The organism is Bradyrhizobium sp. Bra78 (assembly GCF_024519855.1).
Taxonomy (GTDB): Bacteria; Pseudomonadota; Alphaproteobacteria; order Rhizobiales; family Xanthobacteraceae; genus Bradyrhizobium; species Bradyrhizobium japonicum_G.
The window spans coordinates 37,405-55,129 of record NZ_JALJRE010000020.1 but is presented as its reverse complement, the minus strand read 5'-3'; the positions used below and the strand labels follow the sequence as shown (position 1 = coordinate 55,129).

At 64.5% G+C, this 17,725-nt stretch carries 15 protein-coding genes; 3 read left to right on the top strand and 12 right to left on the bottom strand.

The features are described 5' to 3' along the window. Positions 1 to 3: 3 nt before the first annotated feature. From OC450_RS31770 to OC450_RS31720, 11 genes are all read right to left on the bottom strand, one after another. A complete protein-coding gene (locus OC450_RS31770; protein ID WP_211386242.1) occupies positions 4 to 309 on the bottom strand; it encodes a YMGG-like glycine zipper-containing protein in 306 nt (101 codons plus the stop codon). Positions 310 to 416: 107 nt separating this feature from the next. After that, positions 417 to 1,277, bottom strand: a complete 861-nt coding sequence (locus tag OC450_RS31765; RefSeq protein WP_262049328.1) for a hypothetical protein — start codon at positions 1,275 to 1,277, stop codon at positions 417 to 419. Further along, positions 1,277 to 3,505 carry an HAD hydrolase-like protein gene (locus OC450_RS31760; RefSeq protein WP_262049327.1) on the bottom strand — a complete coding sequence of 743 codons (2,229 nt, stop codon included), beginning with the start codon at positions 3,503 to 3,505 and terminating at the stop codon, positions 1,277 to 1,279. The genes OC450_RS31765 and OC450_RS31760 overlap by 1 nt, the downstream gene beginning before the upstream one ends. Positions 3,506 to 3,565: 60 nt before the next feature. Beyond that, on the bottom strand, positions 3,566 to 4,879 hold the full coding sequence (locus OC450_RS31755) for a hypothetical protein (RefSeq protein ID WP_211386239.1): 1,314 nt from the start codon (positions 4,877 to 4,879) through the stop codon (positions 3,566 to 3,568). Positions 4,880 to 4,890: 11 nt separating this feature from the next. After that, positions 4,891 to 6,591, bottom strand: coding sequence for a S8 family peptidase (locus OC450_RS31750; RefSeq protein WP_211386238.1), 1,701 nt, complete (start codon positions 6,589 to 6,591; stop codon positions 4,891 to 4,893). A 242-nt stretch (positions 6,592 to 6,833) separates the two neighbouring features. After that, a complete protein-coding gene (locus OC450_RS31745) occupies positions 6,834 to 7,208 on the bottom strand; it encodes a hypothetical protein (protein WP_262049326.1) in 375 nt (124 codons plus the stop codon). 320 nt (positions 7,209 to 7,528) lie between these two features. Further along, positions 7,529 to 8,236: an AprI/Inh family metalloprotease inhibitor gene (locus OC450_RS31740; RefSeq protein ID WP_211386236.1), complete on the bottom strand. Its 708-nt coding sequence runs from the start codon at positions 8,234 to 8,236 to the stop codon at positions 7,529 to 7,531. After that, on the bottom strand, positions 8,236 to 9,225 hold the full coding sequence (locus tag OC450_RS31735) for a 2-hydroxyacid dehydrogenase (protein WP_211386235.1): 990 nt from the start codon (positions 9,223 to 9,225) through the stop codon (positions 8,236 to 8,238). Before OC450_RS31735 ends, OC450_RS31740 begins: the two co-directional genes overlap by 1 nt. Next, on the bottom strand, positions 9,225 to 10,043 hold the full coding sequence (locus OC450_RS31730; RefSeq protein WP_256805523.1) for an ABC transporter permease: 819 nt from the start codon (positions 10,041 to 10,043) through the stop codon (positions 9,225 to 9,227). The genes OC450_RS31735 and OC450_RS31730 overlap by 1 nt, the downstream gene beginning before the upstream one ends. Continuing rightward, positions 10,040 to 10,855, bottom strand: a complete 816-nt coding sequence (locus OC450_RS31725) for an ABC transporter ATP-binding protein (protein WP_262049325.1) — start codon at positions 10,853 to 10,855, stop codon at positions 10,040 to 10,042. The genes OC450_RS31730 and OC450_RS31725 overlap by 4 nt, the downstream gene beginning before the upstream one ends. A 10-nt stretch (positions 10,856 to 10,865) precedes the next feature. Then, positions 10,866 to 11,888, bottom strand: a complete 1,023-nt coding sequence (locus OC450_RS31720; protein WP_211386232.1) for an ABC transporter substrate-binding protein — start codon at positions 11,886 to 11,888, stop codon at positions 10,866 to 10,868. Positions 11,889 to 12,050: 162 nt separating this feature from the next. Here OC450_RS31720 and OC450_RS31715 point away from each other — a divergent pair, with 162 nt between their 5' ends. The 3 genes from OC450_RS31715 to OC450_RS31705 all read left to right on the top strand — a co-directional run bounded on the left by OC450_RS31715 (position 12,051) and on the right by OC450_RS31705 (position 15,623). Then, on the top strand, positions 12,051 to 12,857 hold the full coding sequence (locus OC450_RS31715; RefSeq protein WP_262049324.1) for a creatininase family protein: 807 nt from the start codon (positions 12,051 to 12,053) through the stop codon (positions 12,855 to 12,857). A 139-nt stretch (positions 12,858 to 12,996) separates the two neighbouring features. Then, positions 12,997 to 13,260 carry a hypothetical protein gene (locus OC450_RS31710; RefSeq protein ID WP_211386230.1) on the top strand — a complete coding sequence of 88 codons (264 nt, stop codon included), beginning with the start codon at positions 12,997 to 12,999 and terminating at the stop codon, positions 13,258 to 13,260. A 398-nt stretch (positions 13,261 to 13,658) separates the two neighbouring features. Next, the gene (locus OC450_RS31705; RefSeq protein ID WP_262049323.1) at positions 13,659 to 15,623 is read left to right on the top strand and encodes a carbohydrate porin; all 1,965 of its coding nucleotides are present in this window, start codon (positions 13,659 to 13,661) and stop codon (positions 15,621 to 15,623) included. 8 nt (positions 15,624 to 15,631) lie between these two features. On the opposite strand, the gene OC450_RS31700 is transcribed toward OC450_RS31705, so the two are convergent. Further along, entirely contained in the window at positions 15,632 to 17,707 is a 2,076-nt protein-coding gene (locus OC450_RS31700) for a methyl-accepting chemotaxis protein (RefSeq protein ID WP_262049322.1), read from the bottom strand. Positions 17,708 to 17,725 lie beyond the last annotated feature (18 nt).

Below are 17,725 nucleotides of genomic sequence, written 5' to 3'. Positions count from 1 at the left end.
GCCTCAGTAGCAATACCGCGGATCGACCGGGACATAGCGGCCGTCGGGACGCTGCATGTAGCAGCCGCGCTGATAGGCGTAATAGCCGGAGCGGCGGCGCTCGCCCTCGGAGGCGATTGCCGCGCCCGTGCCGGCACCGACGACGGCACCGATTGCGGCGCCGCGGCCGCCGCCCAGCACGCCGCCGACGATCGCTCCGCCGACACCGCCGATGATGGCGCCGCCCACGGCATCCTGGGCGACCGCCTCATGCACCGGCATCGCCATCGCTACCGCCAGGCATGCCGCGATTCCAGATCCTCGAAGCATCCGCAACCCTCCTGTCCACCGCGGCCACCATAGCCGCGGCGGATCAGGCGAACCAGAACAATCGCCGATGGCCGGCGGAGCCGCCCCTGCCCGACGGAAGATGCCCGCTAGCCGCCTCGGGTCAGATGCTGCTGCAACGCCGTCATGTAGCGGATGGCGAGGCTGCGCGCGTGCGCGATCTCCACGACGAAGCCTCGATCCCGGCAGGCGGCCTTGTCGTTCATCAGATCGACAAGCTCGGGACAGCGAAAGACCGCTTCGTCGTACCAGGGGAAGAACTCGGAATTTGCAAGCTGATCGGCTTCGGCCAGGCCAAGCGTCCGGGCGTGATTTCGCGCCGTGTTGGCGGCATAGGCAAAGCAGCATTCGGCGAAGTTGGCGTCATCCTGCGTGACGACGAAGGATCTGGTTTGCAGGCCGGGCAGCAGCCATTCCGTCATCGTCACGGAGCCGGCCTCGATCGCCGCGCATCGCTCGCGCAGGCCCTTGGGGCCGATGACGAACTCGGCAAGCGTCGGTTGTGACGGTGCCATGCGGGCCAAACGTCCCGGCTCGCGCTCGCAGATGTATTTTCGCCACGCCCAGCGCTTGAGCGGCGGCGCGGCGAGATAGAGCTGCTCGGTGAAGACGCCGAGATGAACCACGACGACCGGCCGGTGCAGAACAGCGACCGGCGGCTTGTAGGGTCCTTCGACGATGCGCAGCTCGAAATCAATCCCTCGCGCGTTGCAGATGCCGGTCCATTGCTCACGCAGCCCGGCCAGGGGTTGGCCGGTAGCGTCATTCATCGCCGCGACGAAAACAAAAGCGTCGAAATCCACCATCAATCCGGGCGTCGATGGATATTGCCCGCTGGTGTTTCCGATGAAGGCGACGTCGACGCAGGCGGGGTGGATGGAATAGGCGCGAAACCAGTCCTTGAGATCGGCGATGACGCTCGCAAGATCGCTCCGCGCCGGCTCGGACATCACCATCTCCGCTGGTCCGCAACGCCGTCGTCATCGCCGGCGCGACGTCCCTCGCTGCCGATCGAGACCGCGATCAGATCCTCGATCTGATCGACGAGGGTGGTGTCGACATAGGCCGGCAATGCCCCGGGCGCGACCGCATCGAGCTCCTCGTTGACCTTTCGGACCAGGCTGGCGACCTTCGGATCGGAATACGTCACTCCGAGGTTGCCCATCATCTCCGCTTTACGCCGCGCGGCGCTTCCACCGGCCTGCTTGAGAATGACGACTGGGATCGACCGGTCCAATGCCATGTTGATCTCGGTCTCCGTCCCGGATGGTTTTCCCTCGCGCGACGGCCCGCCCATGACGACGAGCACGTCGAGCTCGCTGACGAATCGTTCCCGCATGCGACCGAACTCTCCGTCGGGACGACCGGCATCTCCGTCAGACACCACCACCGCCGGCGCGGTGCGACTGAACTGGCTGCTGCCGCGTTTGCGCAGGTAGAATCGCGCGGCGCTTGGGTTTTCCTCGAAGGCCGCCTCGACCACGGGAATGCCCACGCCGGGGCCATGGCCGGACGTCACCCGGAAGTCGCGCCGCACCAGGGCGCGTCCCATCCGTTCACAGAGCGTCCCGATGTCGGACGTCGTGATGGTCCCGCCATCGAGGACACCATCCGGCACCAGCACACCGTCCTCCTGCTTGGCGGTGCCGCCGAATCCGACGATCGGCCTGTTCGCGATCACGGCGATCTGCCGCACCCAGCGTTCGATGTCGGAATACTCCTTGAAGAGGTGCGTCTCGATGCGCATGCGTCTCAAATTCTCGACATACATGGCCTCGACGATCCGGTCGGCAGGATGCTCGGCCGCCTTCACCAGAAGGTGGTGCCAGAAACGGGTACGGGGCACCGCCTTGGCGGCGCTGGACAAAAGCCGGCGCAGGGCCGGGTCGGTGAAGGAGGTGCCGACAAACACCATGCAGCTGCTGCGGTAATCGTCCTCGAACAGGCGCCATATCTCCCGGCGGTGGCGTTCGGCCAGATCGAACTGCTCCTCCAGGAAAACGAGATCCCAGTCGAGATTGTTGGCGTACCGGGAGTGCTCGAAGTCTCCGTTCATCTTGACGATCAGATGGCTGTTGGCAAAATTCTCCAGCAGCGTGCCGTCGTCCGTCACGACGGAGTGCGGGAAATTGCCGCTCGCCAATGCGGCTTCGAACAACTGATCATAATTGGTGGTCCAGATCCGCGACGCACCAGACCGCATCATCGCATAATGATAGGCGTTCGGCCGCTTTTGCTTGCGGTTCGCAAAGCTCTGCTTGAAGCGCTCGTAAACGTCTTGCGAGCGCGCCGATTCGGCGGCGACCAGTTGCAGCAATTGCGGGAGGCTGTACGTCGTTTGCCCCGCCCACAGGCTCATTTTCAACTGTTGCAGGATCGGAAAGTAGTGATCATTCCAGCCGCCGACGCCGGATTGGACGGAAACTCCGGCGCCGGCATAGAACACCAGGCGATCGACCCGGATGGCGCCCTTCAGGGTCGAGGGCATGTTCCGGTGCGACCCGAGCTGTGGGGCGGGCGTGTCGCGCAGAACAGCTTCGAGATCAGCGACGTTGCGTAGCAAGGCACGACAGCCGGTGTAGGCGCGACTGCTCGGCTCGCCGGTCCAGGCGGCATGGTAGTAAGCGACGCCGGTGCCTTGGGTGACGTCGTAATCGCGATCGGAATCGCCGATGTAGACCAGTTCATTCGGCGCGACGTTCATTTTTCCGGCCAGGGCCCGAACCGCCTCGGGGTTTGGCTTGGCGCCCGACGGCGCATCTTTTCCCCAGATCTCGTCGATGACGCCGTGCAGACCGAAATGGGTCACCAGATCGACCAGTTCGGCCGTCTCGCGCGACGAGAGTATCGCGCATTTGATGTCACGCCCCTTGAGATCCTGAAGAAGCGTCTGAACCCCGCTGACGATCTTGCCCTGACGTTCGCAGGCTTTGACCGTCTTGCGATAGAAGTCGCAGATTTCCGTAAGTTTCGCGGCAGCTGCGGGAATATCTGCGTAGGCAAGCGCGATCAGTGCATTGGGACCGTAAAGCGGCAACGTATTGACCGCGATGTCGGGCCGTCCGACCGTCGGCTCATACAGATCGAAAGTTGTTGTCAGCGCCTTCTGGCTGGCGGCGCGGCCGTCGAAGACCGGCCCGTCGAAATCAAGGATGACGCCCCGCAGCGATGCTGGCATGAGACACCCTACCTTCGCGGAATGACCGTACGCAAAATGCCAAGGCTTCTCACGGCAGGATCATGCCTGGATGACACTGGCAAGAAGTTGCCCGACGACCGCATTGGTGACGTTGTTGTGAGCGTCCGTTTGGTTCGTCTTGAGGATATATGCGTCGGCCAGGAACGTGTTGACCTTGCCTCGCTTGGGCGCGAACACTTGGGTGATGTTGTCGGGCTCGCTTGCGCCCGGCTCGAGTTTCTGGGGCCCGTTTGCACCCATCGCGCCGAACTCGTCGCTCGCATCTCCGACGCCTTGGGTGGTGTCACGCGAAAAACGCGATGCGATCGCATAAGCGAGCGTACACGCAAGGTCGTTGTGGGTGTGCGTGATCGCGATTGGCCCGGTCGGCTTGCCGACCACGTTCGGAAACGCTCCCGCGACCTGATGAGACATGGCATTGTGGGAATAGGCGCCCTGCAGGATCGTGAGCGAAAACAGCTCCAGATTCGGCACCGCAGCCCAGCGATTGGCGGCCGCCGTGACCAATCGCCCACCAAAGCTGTGGCCGACCAGATGCACCCTGATCGGATGCGAAGGCGTGAGCTTTCCAAGAACCTTGTCGATCAGGCTGACACCGATGACGCCGGCACGCTTTTTCATCTCGTAGTAGGTGAGCTGGTTGAGGAAGCGGCCGACAGCAGCGCGCGCGCCGGTGAAAAAGCCATGCACGGCACTGCTGAGACCCATGGCACCGCCGACCTTCGGCGCGAGCTTCAGCACGGGTGGCGTGGTAAGGCTGCCGAGCAGAAACTGTGCCTCGGTACGATCGGCGGCGGCGCGCGCTATACGGGTGGCATCGCCCCGAAGTTCCTTGTCGGGCGAGTGTGCATCTACCCCGGCCGCTGCTGCGGCTTGCTTGGCAAGATCGTGCGAGGCGTCGGGGTTCAAGTGCTGGGCAGCGGTGCGCGCGGCGGCGATGGTCTGCGCCGCGGACGGCCCCATGAAACGGGCGAAGTCCGCCAATAACGCGTCGAACTCCTGCTGAGGCAGGTCTGAAGCCGAAGTGCCTCCGGAAGCGGAAAGCGTGCCTGGCGTGCCGACATCCGTGATCGCAGCGGCATCGAAGTCGGTCTGAAACGCCTTGGCGGGCCACAGCACGCCGGCGACGACGATCTTGTCCGCGCGGCCAGCCGGCAGATTGCCGGCGGCGTTCGCCCAGAGGGTCCCGTACAGCTTCGTCGCATCGTTCTTGTCGTTCTTCCAGCCGTGGGACATCACCACCAGGTCCTCGATTCCCGGCTTGCCGAGCAATGCCGTGAGCTGCGCTGCGATGCCCGCGTCGATTGCACCATTCTCGTCAAACTCCAGCCAAATCGACGGAACATTGCTCATGGGCGTCCTCCCTAGACGGATTGCAAAGCGCGCAGCAGATCGAGCAGGCCGGCCCCCTGGAATTCGGGCCGGCGCTTTATATTGGTCGCAGCCGCGACGAAGATGTCCTTCACCTGTTCGGGCTGCCCGAGGAACTCGTTGCGGACCGACAGAAAGGCCGCGATCGCGCCCGAAACGTGGGGGGCGGCCATGCTGGTCCCGGAATCCTCTCGAAACAATGCCTCGTTCGCGGCAGCGCCTTTCATCAAAGCGCAGGAGACGATGCGCTCGCCCGGCGCGACCAGATCGGGCTTCATCCGGCCGTCCGAGGTCGGGCCCTTGGCCGAGAAGAACGAAACACCGAACGTGTGGGGCATGTCGCGATGGGTCGATCCCACCGTGATCGCAAGGCTCGCATTGCCGGGATCCGCGATCGTCCCCATGTGCGCCGCGCGCTCGGCCGCCCCGTAATAGCCGCTGACGACACCGTATCCACCATTGCCGGCCGCGACGACCACGCAGACCCCCGAGTGCACAAGGCGGTCGACCTCGACGCAAAGAGGGCTCTGCCCGGCCGCAAACCATTCGGGATCGAACGGATAGCCGAGGCTGAGATTCACGCCGTGAATCTTCAGGCTCCGTCCGTTGTCGTTGCAGCGCTGAATATAGCCGAGCGCGGCCAGCAGGTTGCTGAGATCGCCCGACTCACCATCGGCAAGCACTTTCAGACTGACGAGCTTGCAGTCGCGCGCCAATCCCGCGATCGGCTTCTTATGCTCGACATTGACCTTGCTGACATTCCCCTTGCTGTCCCGGACCTCCGTCCTGATGCTTATTGTCGCGATTGCCGTCTCGATCCCGGGCAGGTTGTCCTGCTTGCGGCATGTCAGCCCGGCGATGATGCCGGCGACATGTGTGCCATGCCCGTCCTGATCGGTCAGAGCTGCGGCCTGGGACGCATCGGGATCATTCGGATGCGGCTCCGTAAAATCCTTGTGCAGGAGCCCATCCGGAAGCTTGGTGGTTTCGAGCGACTGGAAGTGCGGATGAGTTGCGTCGATGCCGGTATCGGCGACCGCCCAGACAATCCCCTTTCCGCCTGCTTGAAAGGTATTGAACGCCGCGTCGCACTTGATCGTTCGCACCGACTCATAGACGCAACGCTTGATCTCGTGATCTCGCCAGATCTTGTAGATCAGCGCGATCGGCTTCTCAGCCGCTGCCGACGATTGGGAACTGCTCACATCCGCCGGCTTGCAATCCGAGAGAGTGCCGATCGTCTTGCTGGTCAGCCTTGCGAAAACGTAATTATCCGTCCACATCGACTTCTCGATGTCGATATCGTCGGACGGATCGAACATGGCCATCAGCGACGGATCGAAGCGGGATGCGGCGGGCCCGAACGCGGGAAGAAGCTTCATCTGGACCGCCGGGTCCGCCAGCCCGCGCGCCTTGCTGTAGGCCCACAGCAAGACAAGCCGTGCGCCGCCGATTCCCCCCGGAAAACTCCGGTTGAATTCGATGATCACCTTGAACGTAGGCTCCGCGGCAGCGGCTCTTGCTGCGGTCTTCCTCTTCGGGCCGCCATCCATGACGGCGAGCAGATCGGGCGCGATCGAGGTCTTGGTCAGGACTCGCCTGACATCGCCCGCATTAGCCTTTGTCTCGCCAGCCCTTGTGTCGCTAGCACTCGTGTCGCTAGCCTTTTCGCTCGCCGGCTTCTTGCGCACCATACGGAAACTACTCCCGCATCCAGACACGTGCTCGCATCACATGCGGAGCGCGCGCTTTTTGAAATTCATCAGGCTTCCGGCGCTTCGGCGACCGAAAGCAAAAACCGCTTATGTCAATTCGGATGTCGCGACGCTCAATATCCCGTCGTGATACACGCTACAATTGCACGGACGCCAAGTCGTTTCAATCCTGTTTTCGGGAACCAACGCTGTCGCTGCAAGGATGTGAATGCCGTGCTCCATCACGTGTAGATCCAGCGCTGCACGGCTTCGGCGGTGTCGGCGGGCGAGGTGTTGAAGCAGATCGCCGCATTCGGCGCCAGGCGATGGACGAGGTTGAGCACCTTCTCGAATAGCAGCAGGCGCTCCCTCGGCTCACGCAGACCCGCGCCGATCAGGATGCAGCCGAAGCTCTCGTCGCGCAGCGCCGCCGTGACTCCGGCTTCCGCCGTGGCGTCGAGATCGATCAGGCAACTCGTGACCTCGTAGCCGAGATCGCGCAGGCGCAGCAATTGCGCATCGATGTAGGTGCGCACTAGCTCGGGCGTGACTTTCGGGAATGCGCTGTAGTCCGCATTGCCCGGTTCGATGCCGATCGCGAGGACGCGCCTGCTCATGCAAAACTCCTTGCCGGACTTCCCGCATCGCTAACGGAAGGAGCCTTCCTCCCGGTTCCCTCGCGCGCGGTCGCCCTGCGGTCCCGATCCTGCCCTGATTTTCCTGCCGACGCTGTAACCCACTTCACATGTGCCGAGCCGACGACATAACCTGCGGCCATCCTTCGAGACGCCCGCCTCCGGCGGGGCCCTCAGGATGAGGTCGCGTTTCGCGGCGAGATATCAGACCCTCATGGTGAGGAGCCCGCCAAAGCGCGCGTCTCCGGACGATGCTCTGCATTGCCGGGCGAACCGTGGCAGGCCGAGCACGCTCGCGGCGCCTACTGACGCAGCATGATCAGGGGATCGGCGGTGTCGGGGACGCGCCGCCACTGCGCGTTGTCGTCGGCCTCGAACTGCCAGACATCGCCGGACTTCGACAGCAGGATGATCTGGCCGCGTTCGAGCCGCCATTGCGTCGGATTGAACTGTGCGATGGCCGCATCGCATTTCGGCTTGAGGAAGACCTGGAAATTGTCCTGGCCGGCTTCCGTGTTGGTCAGCGTCAGCCCGCACACCGGCTGGCCGTTGCCGCGCACCATCGCCCAGTCCCCGATCATCTGGTCCATCGACTTGGCCATCGACCGTGCGGCGGCAAGATCCTGCAGGATGTAGACGCCCTCGCCCTGGCGCAGGCCTTCGAAGATGCCGGCCTCGACCTCGGTGAAGTCGATCACGGCTTCACCGGTTGCATCCTGCAAACGGACGATGTCGAGACCCCTGACGCTCCAGGCGACGATGTCCTTGGTGAAAGGCAGCGTGGCCTTGCAGGCCGGCTCCAGTTCGAGCTTGAAGCCTTGTGCGGCGGCGTCAGCCTTGAGCGTGACGACACAGGTCTTGCTGCGCTCGGTGGTCGAGAGCTCCCACTGCCCGGGCATCTCCTTCTTCAGGGTCGTCGTATCCTGCGCCAATGCAGGGCTCGTCCGAGCAAGGCTGATCGCGGCAATACATGCCGCGATAGCCAGTGCGACGACCCGAAGAACTCTCATCAGCGTCCCTTGAACGGCGTTTCCGCCACCGGCGTCAACGGCGCCTTGCCGCCGAACCAGGCCTTGAGGTTGTCGACCACGAGTTGGTCCATCGCGTTGCGCGTCACCACCGAGGCCGAGCCGATATGCGGCAGCAGCACGACGTTCTGCATGGACTTGAGCTCGTCCGGCACGGTCGGCTCGGCCGCGAACACGTCGAGACCGGCGGCGAGAATGGTGCCGGACTTCAGTGCCTGGACCAGCGCCGCCTCGTCGACCACAGAGCCGCGCGCCACGTTGACCAGCACGCCGCGCGGGCCGAGCGCCTTGAGCACCTCGGCGTTGATCATCTTTTCGGTCGCGGCGCCGCCGGGCACGATCACCATCAGCGTGTCCACCGCCTTCGCCATCTCGATCAAATCGGGGTAGTGCTTGTAGGAGACGTCCTTCGACGGATTGCGGGAGTGATAGACCACCGGCACCAGCGAGGCATCGAGCCGGCGCGCGATGGCCTGGCCGATCCGGCCCATGCCGACGATGCCGACCTTGCGGTCGCGCAGCGAGCCGACGCTGAGCGGATAGTTCTGGGTCTGCCAGAGGCCTGAACGCACGTAACGGTCGGCCTTGATGAACTCGCGCACGGTGGAGATCAGAAGGCCCATCGCAACGTCGGCGACCTCCTCGGTCAGCACGTCGGGCGTGTTGGTGACGATGATGCTGTGCTCGGCCGCGTATTTGGCGTCGATGTGGTCGTAGCCGACACCGAAGCTCGCCACCATCTCGATCTTCGGCAATTGCGACAGCGAATCCTTGTCGGCGCGCACCGTGTGATAGGTCACCGCCACGCCGCGGATCTTTTCGCGGATCGCCGGCGTCAGCCGCTCGAGGTCACCGCGCGTCTCGGCCTTGTGCACGACGAAATGATCGGAAAACCCGTTCTCGAGGATCGGCCGCACCGGCCCATAGATCAAAAGGTCGATCTTTTCGGACGAAATCGAACCGGTGGTCATCAGTTTTCCTTTCCAAGCGCGCTCTCATGCCAGCGCCGTAAAACGAGGTGGGAAACTAGCGCCAGCACCCCATAGATGACAATCCCGGCCAGCGATAACAGCAGCAGCGCCGCGAACATGCGGGGTATGTTCAATCGATAGCCGGATTCGGCGATCCTGTAGGCGAGCCCGGAGCCCGCGCCGGCCGTTCCCGCCGCGATCTCGGCCACGACCGCGCCGATCAGCGACAGGCCGCCGGCAATGCGCAGGCCGCCGAGAATGTAGGGCAGCGCCGCCGGCAGCTTGAGAAAGCGCAGGGTCTGCTGTGGCGAGGCGCCATAGAGCTGGAACAGGCCGGCGAGATTGCGGTCGACCGAATTGAGCCCGAGCGTGGTGTTGGACAGCACCGGGAAGAAGGCGACGATGAAGGCGCAGACGACGACCGCGGTCTGCTGCTCCAGATAAATCAGGAGCAGCGGCGCGATCGCGATCACCGGTGTCACCTGGAGAACAACGGCATAGGGGAATAGCGAATATTCCACCCATTTCGACTGGTTGAACAGCAGCGCCAGCGCGACGCCGCCGATGCTGGCAGCGACGAAACCCTCAAGCGTGGTCAGGAGCGTGGCGCCGAGCGATTGTGACAACACCGCCCAGTCCTTGATCAGCGTCAGGAAGATGATCGAGGGCGCCGGCAGCACGTAAGGCGGGATCTCCTTGATGCGGACCACGAGTTCCCAGGCAAGAAGCCCCGCCGCGAACACCATGACGGGGAGCACGAAGCGGATCGCGCGTCGTGCGCCGGGCGGTTTCGGGGTGACGGTCGCTTGCGCGTTCATAGCACCAGTTGCCCCGAATAGGACGGCGCCAGCGCGGCCGACACCCGCCGGCAATAGTCGGAATAGGCGGCCGAGGTGCGAAATTCCTCGCCGCGCGGCTCGACCGTCTCGATGCGGATGTCGGCCTGGATGCGGCCGGGCCGCATCGTCATGACCACCACGCGCTGCGACAGGTAGACGGATTCGAACACCGAATGGGTCACGAAGATGACGGTCTTGCCAAGGCTGCGCCACAGCGCGAGCAAATCGTTGTTGAGGCGGAAGCGCGTGATCTCGTCGAGCGCGGCGAACGGCTCATCCATCAGCAGGATGTCGGGATCGGTGACGAGCGCGCGCGCCAGCGACACCCGCATCTTCATCCCGCCGGAGAGCTCGCGCGGAAACGCGTCGGCGAAATCGGCAAGCCCGACGCTGGCGAGCGCCACATCGGCACGCGCGCGCGCGTCCGCCTTCGCCACGCCTGCGAGCCTCAGCGGCAATCGCACGTTCTCGCGTACGCTGGTCCAGGGCATCAGGGTCGGTTCCTGAAACACGAAGCCGATGCCGTGGCCCGGCTGCGGTACGCCCTCGTGACGCCCCAGCCTCACGATTCCCGACGACGGCGCGCTGAGCTCCGCGATCAGCCGCAGCGCGGTCGACTTGCCGCAACCGGACGGACCCAGCAGCGAGATGAACTCGCCCTTGCGCACGGCAAGATCGAGCGGGCCGAGCGCCATGATGCCGTTGTCATAGGTCTTGGTCACGCCGCGCAGGCTGACGGCCAGGGCCGTCAGGCCGGTCTCGACCCCCGTCGAAGTCTTGGCTGACGACATCGACCTTGCGCTACGGCTTGCCGGGGCGCAGTTCGGCGCCGACGCCTTTGTTGACGAAGCGCAGCGTATAGGATTTGCGGAAATCGAGGTCCGCCTTCACCACGCCCGCCTTCACCATCTTGTTGAAGAAGGAGGTGTAGCGCTCGTCGCTCATGGCGCCGATGCCGTCCTTCAAGCTGTCGCCGGAATCGACGATGCCGTATTGCTTCATCTTGGCGACGGAATAGGCGAGCAGTTCGTCGGTCATCTCCGGATTGAGCTTCTTGATCATGGCGTTGCCGGCGGAATTGTCGCGGTAGATGTAATTGTACCAGCCGACCATGGAGGCATCGACGAAGCGCTGCACCAGGTCCGGCTTCTTCTCGACCACGTCGCGGCGGGTCTCGATCAGGGTCGAATAGGTGTTGAAGCCGTAATCGGCGAGCAGCAGAACGTTGGGCTTGAAGCCGGCAGCCTTCTCGACCGCGAAGGGCTCGGAGGTGACGTAGCCCTGCATCGCGCTCTTCGGATTGGCAATGAAAGGCTGCGGATTGAAATTATACGGACGGACGTTCTTCTCGCTGAAGCCGTATTCGGACTTCAGCCACTGGAAATAGCTGGTCATGCCTTCCTTGGAGACGAACAGCGTCAGCGGCTTGAGATCCTCGATCTTGGCGACCTTGGCGTCGGGCTGCGTCAGCATCACCTGCGGATCCTTCTGGAAGACCGCGGCGATGGTGACGACCGGGACGTTGTTGGCGACCGCGTCGAACGACATCAGCGTGTTCGCGGCCATGAAGAAATCGATCTTCCCGGCGATCAGCAGCATCCGGTTGTTCTCGTTCGGCCCGCCGGGAACGATGGTGACGTCGAGGCCGTATTTCTTGTAGGTGCCGTCGGCGACCGCCTGGAAGAAGCCGCCATGCTCGGCCTCGGCGACCCAGTTGGTGCCGAAGCTGACCTTGTCCAGGGTCTCGGCGCGCGCCGCGACGATCGAAACCAAAGCGGCCATCAAGCCCGCTGTTAACGCTCGCCGCAGATGAGAGGGGCTCATGATGGGACTCCGTCGATCGTGGCTGGTCGATGTCGAACCAACGCGATAAAACCGCAAGAAGTTCGGGGACGCGAGCCGGCCGGGCCCGCGTCCCCTGATACCCCAAATTACGTGACAAATTCGGGCAAAGAAACCTCCAAGAAAAATTCCAAGGAAAACTTGATGATGCCGTCCCGCGACTGGACCGAGATCCACTGGGCCGATACCGGCCCAGCGGACGCGTCACGCTGGATCGCGGTGCTGCCGCTGGCGGCGACCGAGCAGCACGGCCCGCATCTGCCGCTCGCAACCGACGTGCTGATCGCGGACGCCTATCTGGCGCGCGTGCGCGAGGTTTTGCCCGCGGACGTTCCGGCGACGTTCCTCCCCGTTGAAACGGTCGGGATTTCCACCGAGCATCTCGATTATCCGGGCACGCAGACGCTGCCGACTGACATTGCGCTGAAGAGATGGACGGGGATCGGCGAGGACGTCGCCGGGCGCGGCGTGAAGAAGCTCGTCATCATCACCAGCCATGGCGGCAACAGCGCGGCCATGATGCTGGTCGCGCAGGATCTGCGCGCGCATCACAAACTCTTTGTGGTGACGACGTCGTGGTCGCGGCTGTCGGGAGCTGACACATTGTTCCCGGCTGATGAAGTGCGCCACGGCATCCACGGCGGCGCGGTCGAGACCTCGATCATGCTGGCACGCTATCCCGATCAGGTGCGCATGGATGCGATCGCGGATTTTCCCGCGAGCAGCATCGCGATGGAGCAGCAATATCGCTGGCTGTCGACGCAGCGGCCGGCGCCGTTCGCCTGGCAGGCGCAGGACCTCAACCCAAGCGGCGCGGTCGGCAATGCGACGCTGGCCGTGGCCGCGAAGGGCGAGCAGCTGATCGACCAGGGCGCCCGCGCCTTTTGCGAGCTGCTGGCCGAGGTCGATAACTTCGACGTGAACAGGCTCGCCAAGGGACCCCTCGGCTAGCTCCCATCCTCCTGGAATCGTTCGGGAAAGAGCCGGATTCCACCCCCGCTTTTGCCGGTTTCGAACCGGACGCGAGGAGCCTCCGTCCAACTGGGCACGCGGGCCACAACGGACCGCCTCAACCCGGATGGAGTTTTACATGTCGATCAAGACCAAGATTTTCGCTGTTGCCCTCGCCGCGCTCACCCTGACCGGCAGCGTCGTGGCCACCACCTCGCAGGCGCAAGCCAAGCCGCTCGGCTGGGGTGTCGGTGTCGGCCTGGGCATTGCTACCGCCGCCGTCGTCGGCTCCGCGATCGCCGCCAGCAACGACCCCTATTACTACGGCTATCACCGCTGCGGCTGGGTCGCCCAATACAACGCTTTCGGCCAGTACATCGGCCGCGTTCGCAGCTGCTACTGATTTGAGTACCTGAGGCCGATCTCAAGTGGATCCGCGTCCGACACGGGCGCCTCATCCACCCCGTGTCGTGCCCCCGACCCCGCCCGGATGTCCCCCGGGCGGGGTCATCCGTTTTGGGGCCCGGGAAATTGTTGCAGTCCCGTCACACCGAGGTGCGAACCATCACCTGCGGCAATCCGCACTAGTTGCTATTGCGAATTAATCGCAATAAGGTTCGCAACAAGCTCAGGGGCTTGGAAGAAGTCGGGTCGGATCGAGGTCATCTCGCTCGATCCCGGCAGCAACCGAGGCCTGATGACAGGGCCGCCGCGAATCGGCAGGGATACATCGCGGCGGGTGGGACACATTCGCTTTTGGGGGCGTGCGTTTTGACGTTGAGAAATCACCGACACCGGTATTTGCGGACGGCCGCGGCGATTGCCTCGGGCGTGCTGGCTCTTCCCGCCGCCGGCCGTGCGGCCGACCTGCCGCTGAAGGCACCGGCCTTGAAGGCGGTCTACGATTGGACCGGCCTCTATATCGGCGCGCATTTCGGTGCCACCCGCGGCACGTCCTCGGCGACACTGACCGATCCCACGCTCGCGACCGACAATCACGTGTTCACCGGCGCGACCGGCGGCGTGCAGGCGGGCTATAACTGGCGCCTCAACTCAGGGCTCCTGCTCGGCGTCGAAGGCGACATCTCGTTTCCGAACTATCTGCCGTCCAACCACGTCGTGTCATCGGCGGCGACCGTGCTGTCGAGCACGGAGGAGCGCTGGGACTATGTCGCAAGCCTGCGCGCCCGGCTCGGCTACACCAGCGGCAACTGGCTGTTTTACGCAACCGGCGGCGCGGCCTTCACCGGCGAGCGTTTTCTTTCGACACCGACCGGCGGCAATGAAGAGAAGGTACTGCACACGCGGTTCGGCTGGACTGCCGGGGGCGGAGTCGAATATGCCTTCGCGCCGCACTGGAGCGCGCGGCTCGAATATCTCTACAGCAAGTTCGACAACGCCAACATCACCTTCCCCTCCGGCGCGCAGTATTCGTCGTCGATGGATTTCCAGAGCCTGCGCATCGGCCTCGATCGCAAGATCGATTGGCCGGGCGTGCCGACCTACAACCCGAAGTCGGATGTGACGGACACCGAGTCTAGCCGCTGGGAGATTCACGGCCAGTCGACCGTGCTGGGGCAGGGCTACCCCGCGTTCCACGCGCCCTATACCGGACCGAACAGCCTGCTCCCCTCCCCGGATTTCCAGCAGACATGGAGCAATTCGCTGTATCTGAATGCGCGGCTGTGGGACGGCGGCGAGGTCTATTTCAATCCCGAGCTGCTGCAGGGTTTCGGCTTCAACAACACGACGGGCGCCGCCGGCTTTCCCAACGGCGAAGCGCAAAAATCCGGCTTTCCCTATCCGCACTTCAACGCCTCTCGCCTGTTCGTGCGCCAGACCTTCGGCTTCGGCGGCGAGCAGGAAGAGCTTGCCAGCGGCCAGCTTCAGCTCGCGAGCAAGGTTGACGTGTCGCGCCTGACCTTGCAGGTCGGCAAATTCTCCGTGGTCGACGTATTCGACGGCAATTCCTACGCGCACGACCCGCGCAAGGATTTCATGAACTGGTCGATCTGGGCGTCCGGCGCCTTCGACTATGCCGCCGACAAGCTCGGCCTCGGCTATGGCGCCACGGCCGAATTGAACCAGAAGCAATGGGCGCTGCGCGCCGGCTACTTCCTGATGGACGCCCAGTCCAACTCGAGCAATTTCGACATGAACATCGGCCGCCGCGGCGAATATGTGATGGAGCTGGAGACGCGCTATTCGCTGTTCGGCCTGCCCGGCAAGCTGCGCACGCTCGGCTTCGTCAACAGCGCCTATTCCGGCAGCTATCGCGAGACGCTGGACAATCCCCTGCTCAACCTCGACATCAGCCAGACCCGCCGCGGCCGCCTCAAATACGGCTACGCGCTCAACCTCGAACAGGCGATGACCGACGACATCGGCGTGTTCGGCCGCTGGAGCTGGAACGACGGCCGCAACGAGATCATGGCGTTCACGGACATCGACCGCAGCCTGTCCGGCGGCGTCTCGGTGAAGGGAGCGAAATGGGGCCGGCCCGACGACGTCGTCGCCATTGCCGGCGCCATCAACGGCCTCTCGCAGGACCATCGCGACTTCATCGCCGCCGGCGGTCTCGGTCCGCTGATCGGCGACGGCCAGCTCAACTACCGCCGCGAACGCGTGCTGGAGACCTATTACGCCTACGCACTGAACAAGGCGCTGACCTTCACCGCCGACTACCAGCTCATCGTCAATCCCGCCTACAACGCGGATCGTGGCCCGGTGTCGGTGTTCTCAGGCCGCCTCCACGGCGAGTTCTGATCGCGCCCTTACGCGGCCCGGATCGCGTCGAGAAACTTCCCGACCTCGACCTTGAGGCGGCTGCTCTCGCCAGACAGCGACTTGGCTGACGCAAGCACGTTCGAGGATGCCGATCCGGTCTGGCTCGCGCCGCGCTGCACGTCGACGATGCTGGCGGAGACCTGCTGGGTGCCGCGCGCCGCCTGCTGCACGTTGCGGGAAATCTCCCGCGTCGCCGCGCCCTGCTCCTCGACCGCCGAGGCGATCGCAGACGCGATCTCGGACATGCGGGTGATAGTGTCGCCGATCGCCTTGATCGCGCCGACCGAATCCTCGGTCGCCGTCTGGATTCCCGCGATCTGCTGGCTGATCTCGCCGGTGGCCTTGGCGGTCTGCTCGGCCAGCGCCTTGACCTCGGAGGCGACGACGGCGAAGCCGCGCCCGGCCTCGCCGGCGCGCGCCGCCTCGATGGTGGCGTTCAGCGCCAGAAGATTGGTCTGGCCCGCGATCTGGCTGATGAGCTCGACGACGTCCCCGATCCGGCCGGCGGCCTTGGCGAGCTCGCCGACATGCTCGTTCGTTCGCCCCGCCTGCTGCACCGCCTCGCCGGCGACGCGCGCGGAGTCCTGGACCTGCCGGCTGATCTCGTCGACCGAGGACGCCATTTCCTCCGCGGCAGCGGCAACGGTCTGCACGTTGGTGGAGGCCTGCTCGGACGCGGCGGCGACGGTCGCGGTGACCTTTTCCGATCGATCGGCCGTGCTCGTCAGCGTTCCCGCTGAGGCCTCCAGCTCCGAAGATGCCGACGCGACGGTGTTGATGACGTCCCCGATCATGGCTTCGAAGTCGCGCGCGATCTGGTCCATGCGCTGGCTGCGACGGAGCTTCGCCTCGGCTTCGGCCGCGGCCGCCTCGTCGGCGGCCTTCTTGGCGGAGAGCGAATCCTTGAAGTGCCGGAGCGAGCCCGCCACCTGGCCGATCTCGTCATTGCGCCCCGTCGCGGGGATCTCGACCTCGTGCCGTCCGGCGGCGAGCGTTCCGATCACGTCAGCGAGCCGGCTCAGCGGCGTCACCACGCGGCTGCGCAGCATCATGGTCACCCCACCGAGCGTCCCGAGCAGCGCCAGCACCGCCACGCCCGCAAGCGCGAGCATGGCCAGCGCACCATCGCGCGCGGCCGCGGCGCGCTCGGCAGCTTCGGCCAGCGCGGCGTCGCGCACGGCGTAGAACATCTGGATGGCCGGCACGATGACCTTCGCCAGCTCCTCGGCGTTGATGCCGTACTTGCCGTCGCCACGGGCCGCGGGCATCTCCTTGTCCACGGCAGCAGCCGCTTTGCCGAAATAGGAGTCCGTCGCCGCCTTCAGCGCGGTGGCGATGCGAGGCGGGCTTCCGAGTTGGTCGATGCCGGCCTCGATGCGCTCGCGGTCGGCCTCGACACGCCCCTGCATACGATCCATCAGCGAGAATTCGGCCGCCGTGATCGGGCGGCGTGCGCTCAGCGCCGGCGACAGCGTCGCGGCGCGGCTGCCGGCCGAGACGCGCAGATCCTGCGCCGTTCGCGCCAGGCTCAACAGCGCGGCAAGCGAGGAATCGGCATTGATGACCTTCGCTTCGAGCCTGTTCATGATCGGCTCGATATCGCCGATGACCTCGGCAACGCCCGGAAGGAAGCCCTTGATCACAGCCCCGTCGCGCGACGCCAGCGGAATGCTCATCGCGCGATCTGCCGCGGTGTAGATATCCTTGAGCCGCCGCGCGGCACGGTCCAGGTTCTCGATCATCGCTCCGGCGTCGTCCAGCACCATGATGGCGCGCCGTGCCCCCTCGAATGCGGCATCGGCCGCCTTCGAGGCCTTCGCGGCGGCTTCGATCTGGGCCTGTGTCGCAGGGTTCTCCTGGAAGATCGGGGAGATGTAGGGGGCACGAAGGCCGGCGACCTGCTGGCTGACCATCAGGGTCGCACCAAAAGCATCGACCGTCTTGATCGCGTCGGAGCGGTTCGTGAAGATGCGCGCCTGGGGTATCAGCACCTCGGCGCCGAGGATGACTGCAAATACCGTCACCGTCAGCATCGACAGCGCAAAGAGCTTCCCGATCCGCATCCTGATCCCCGAATACAT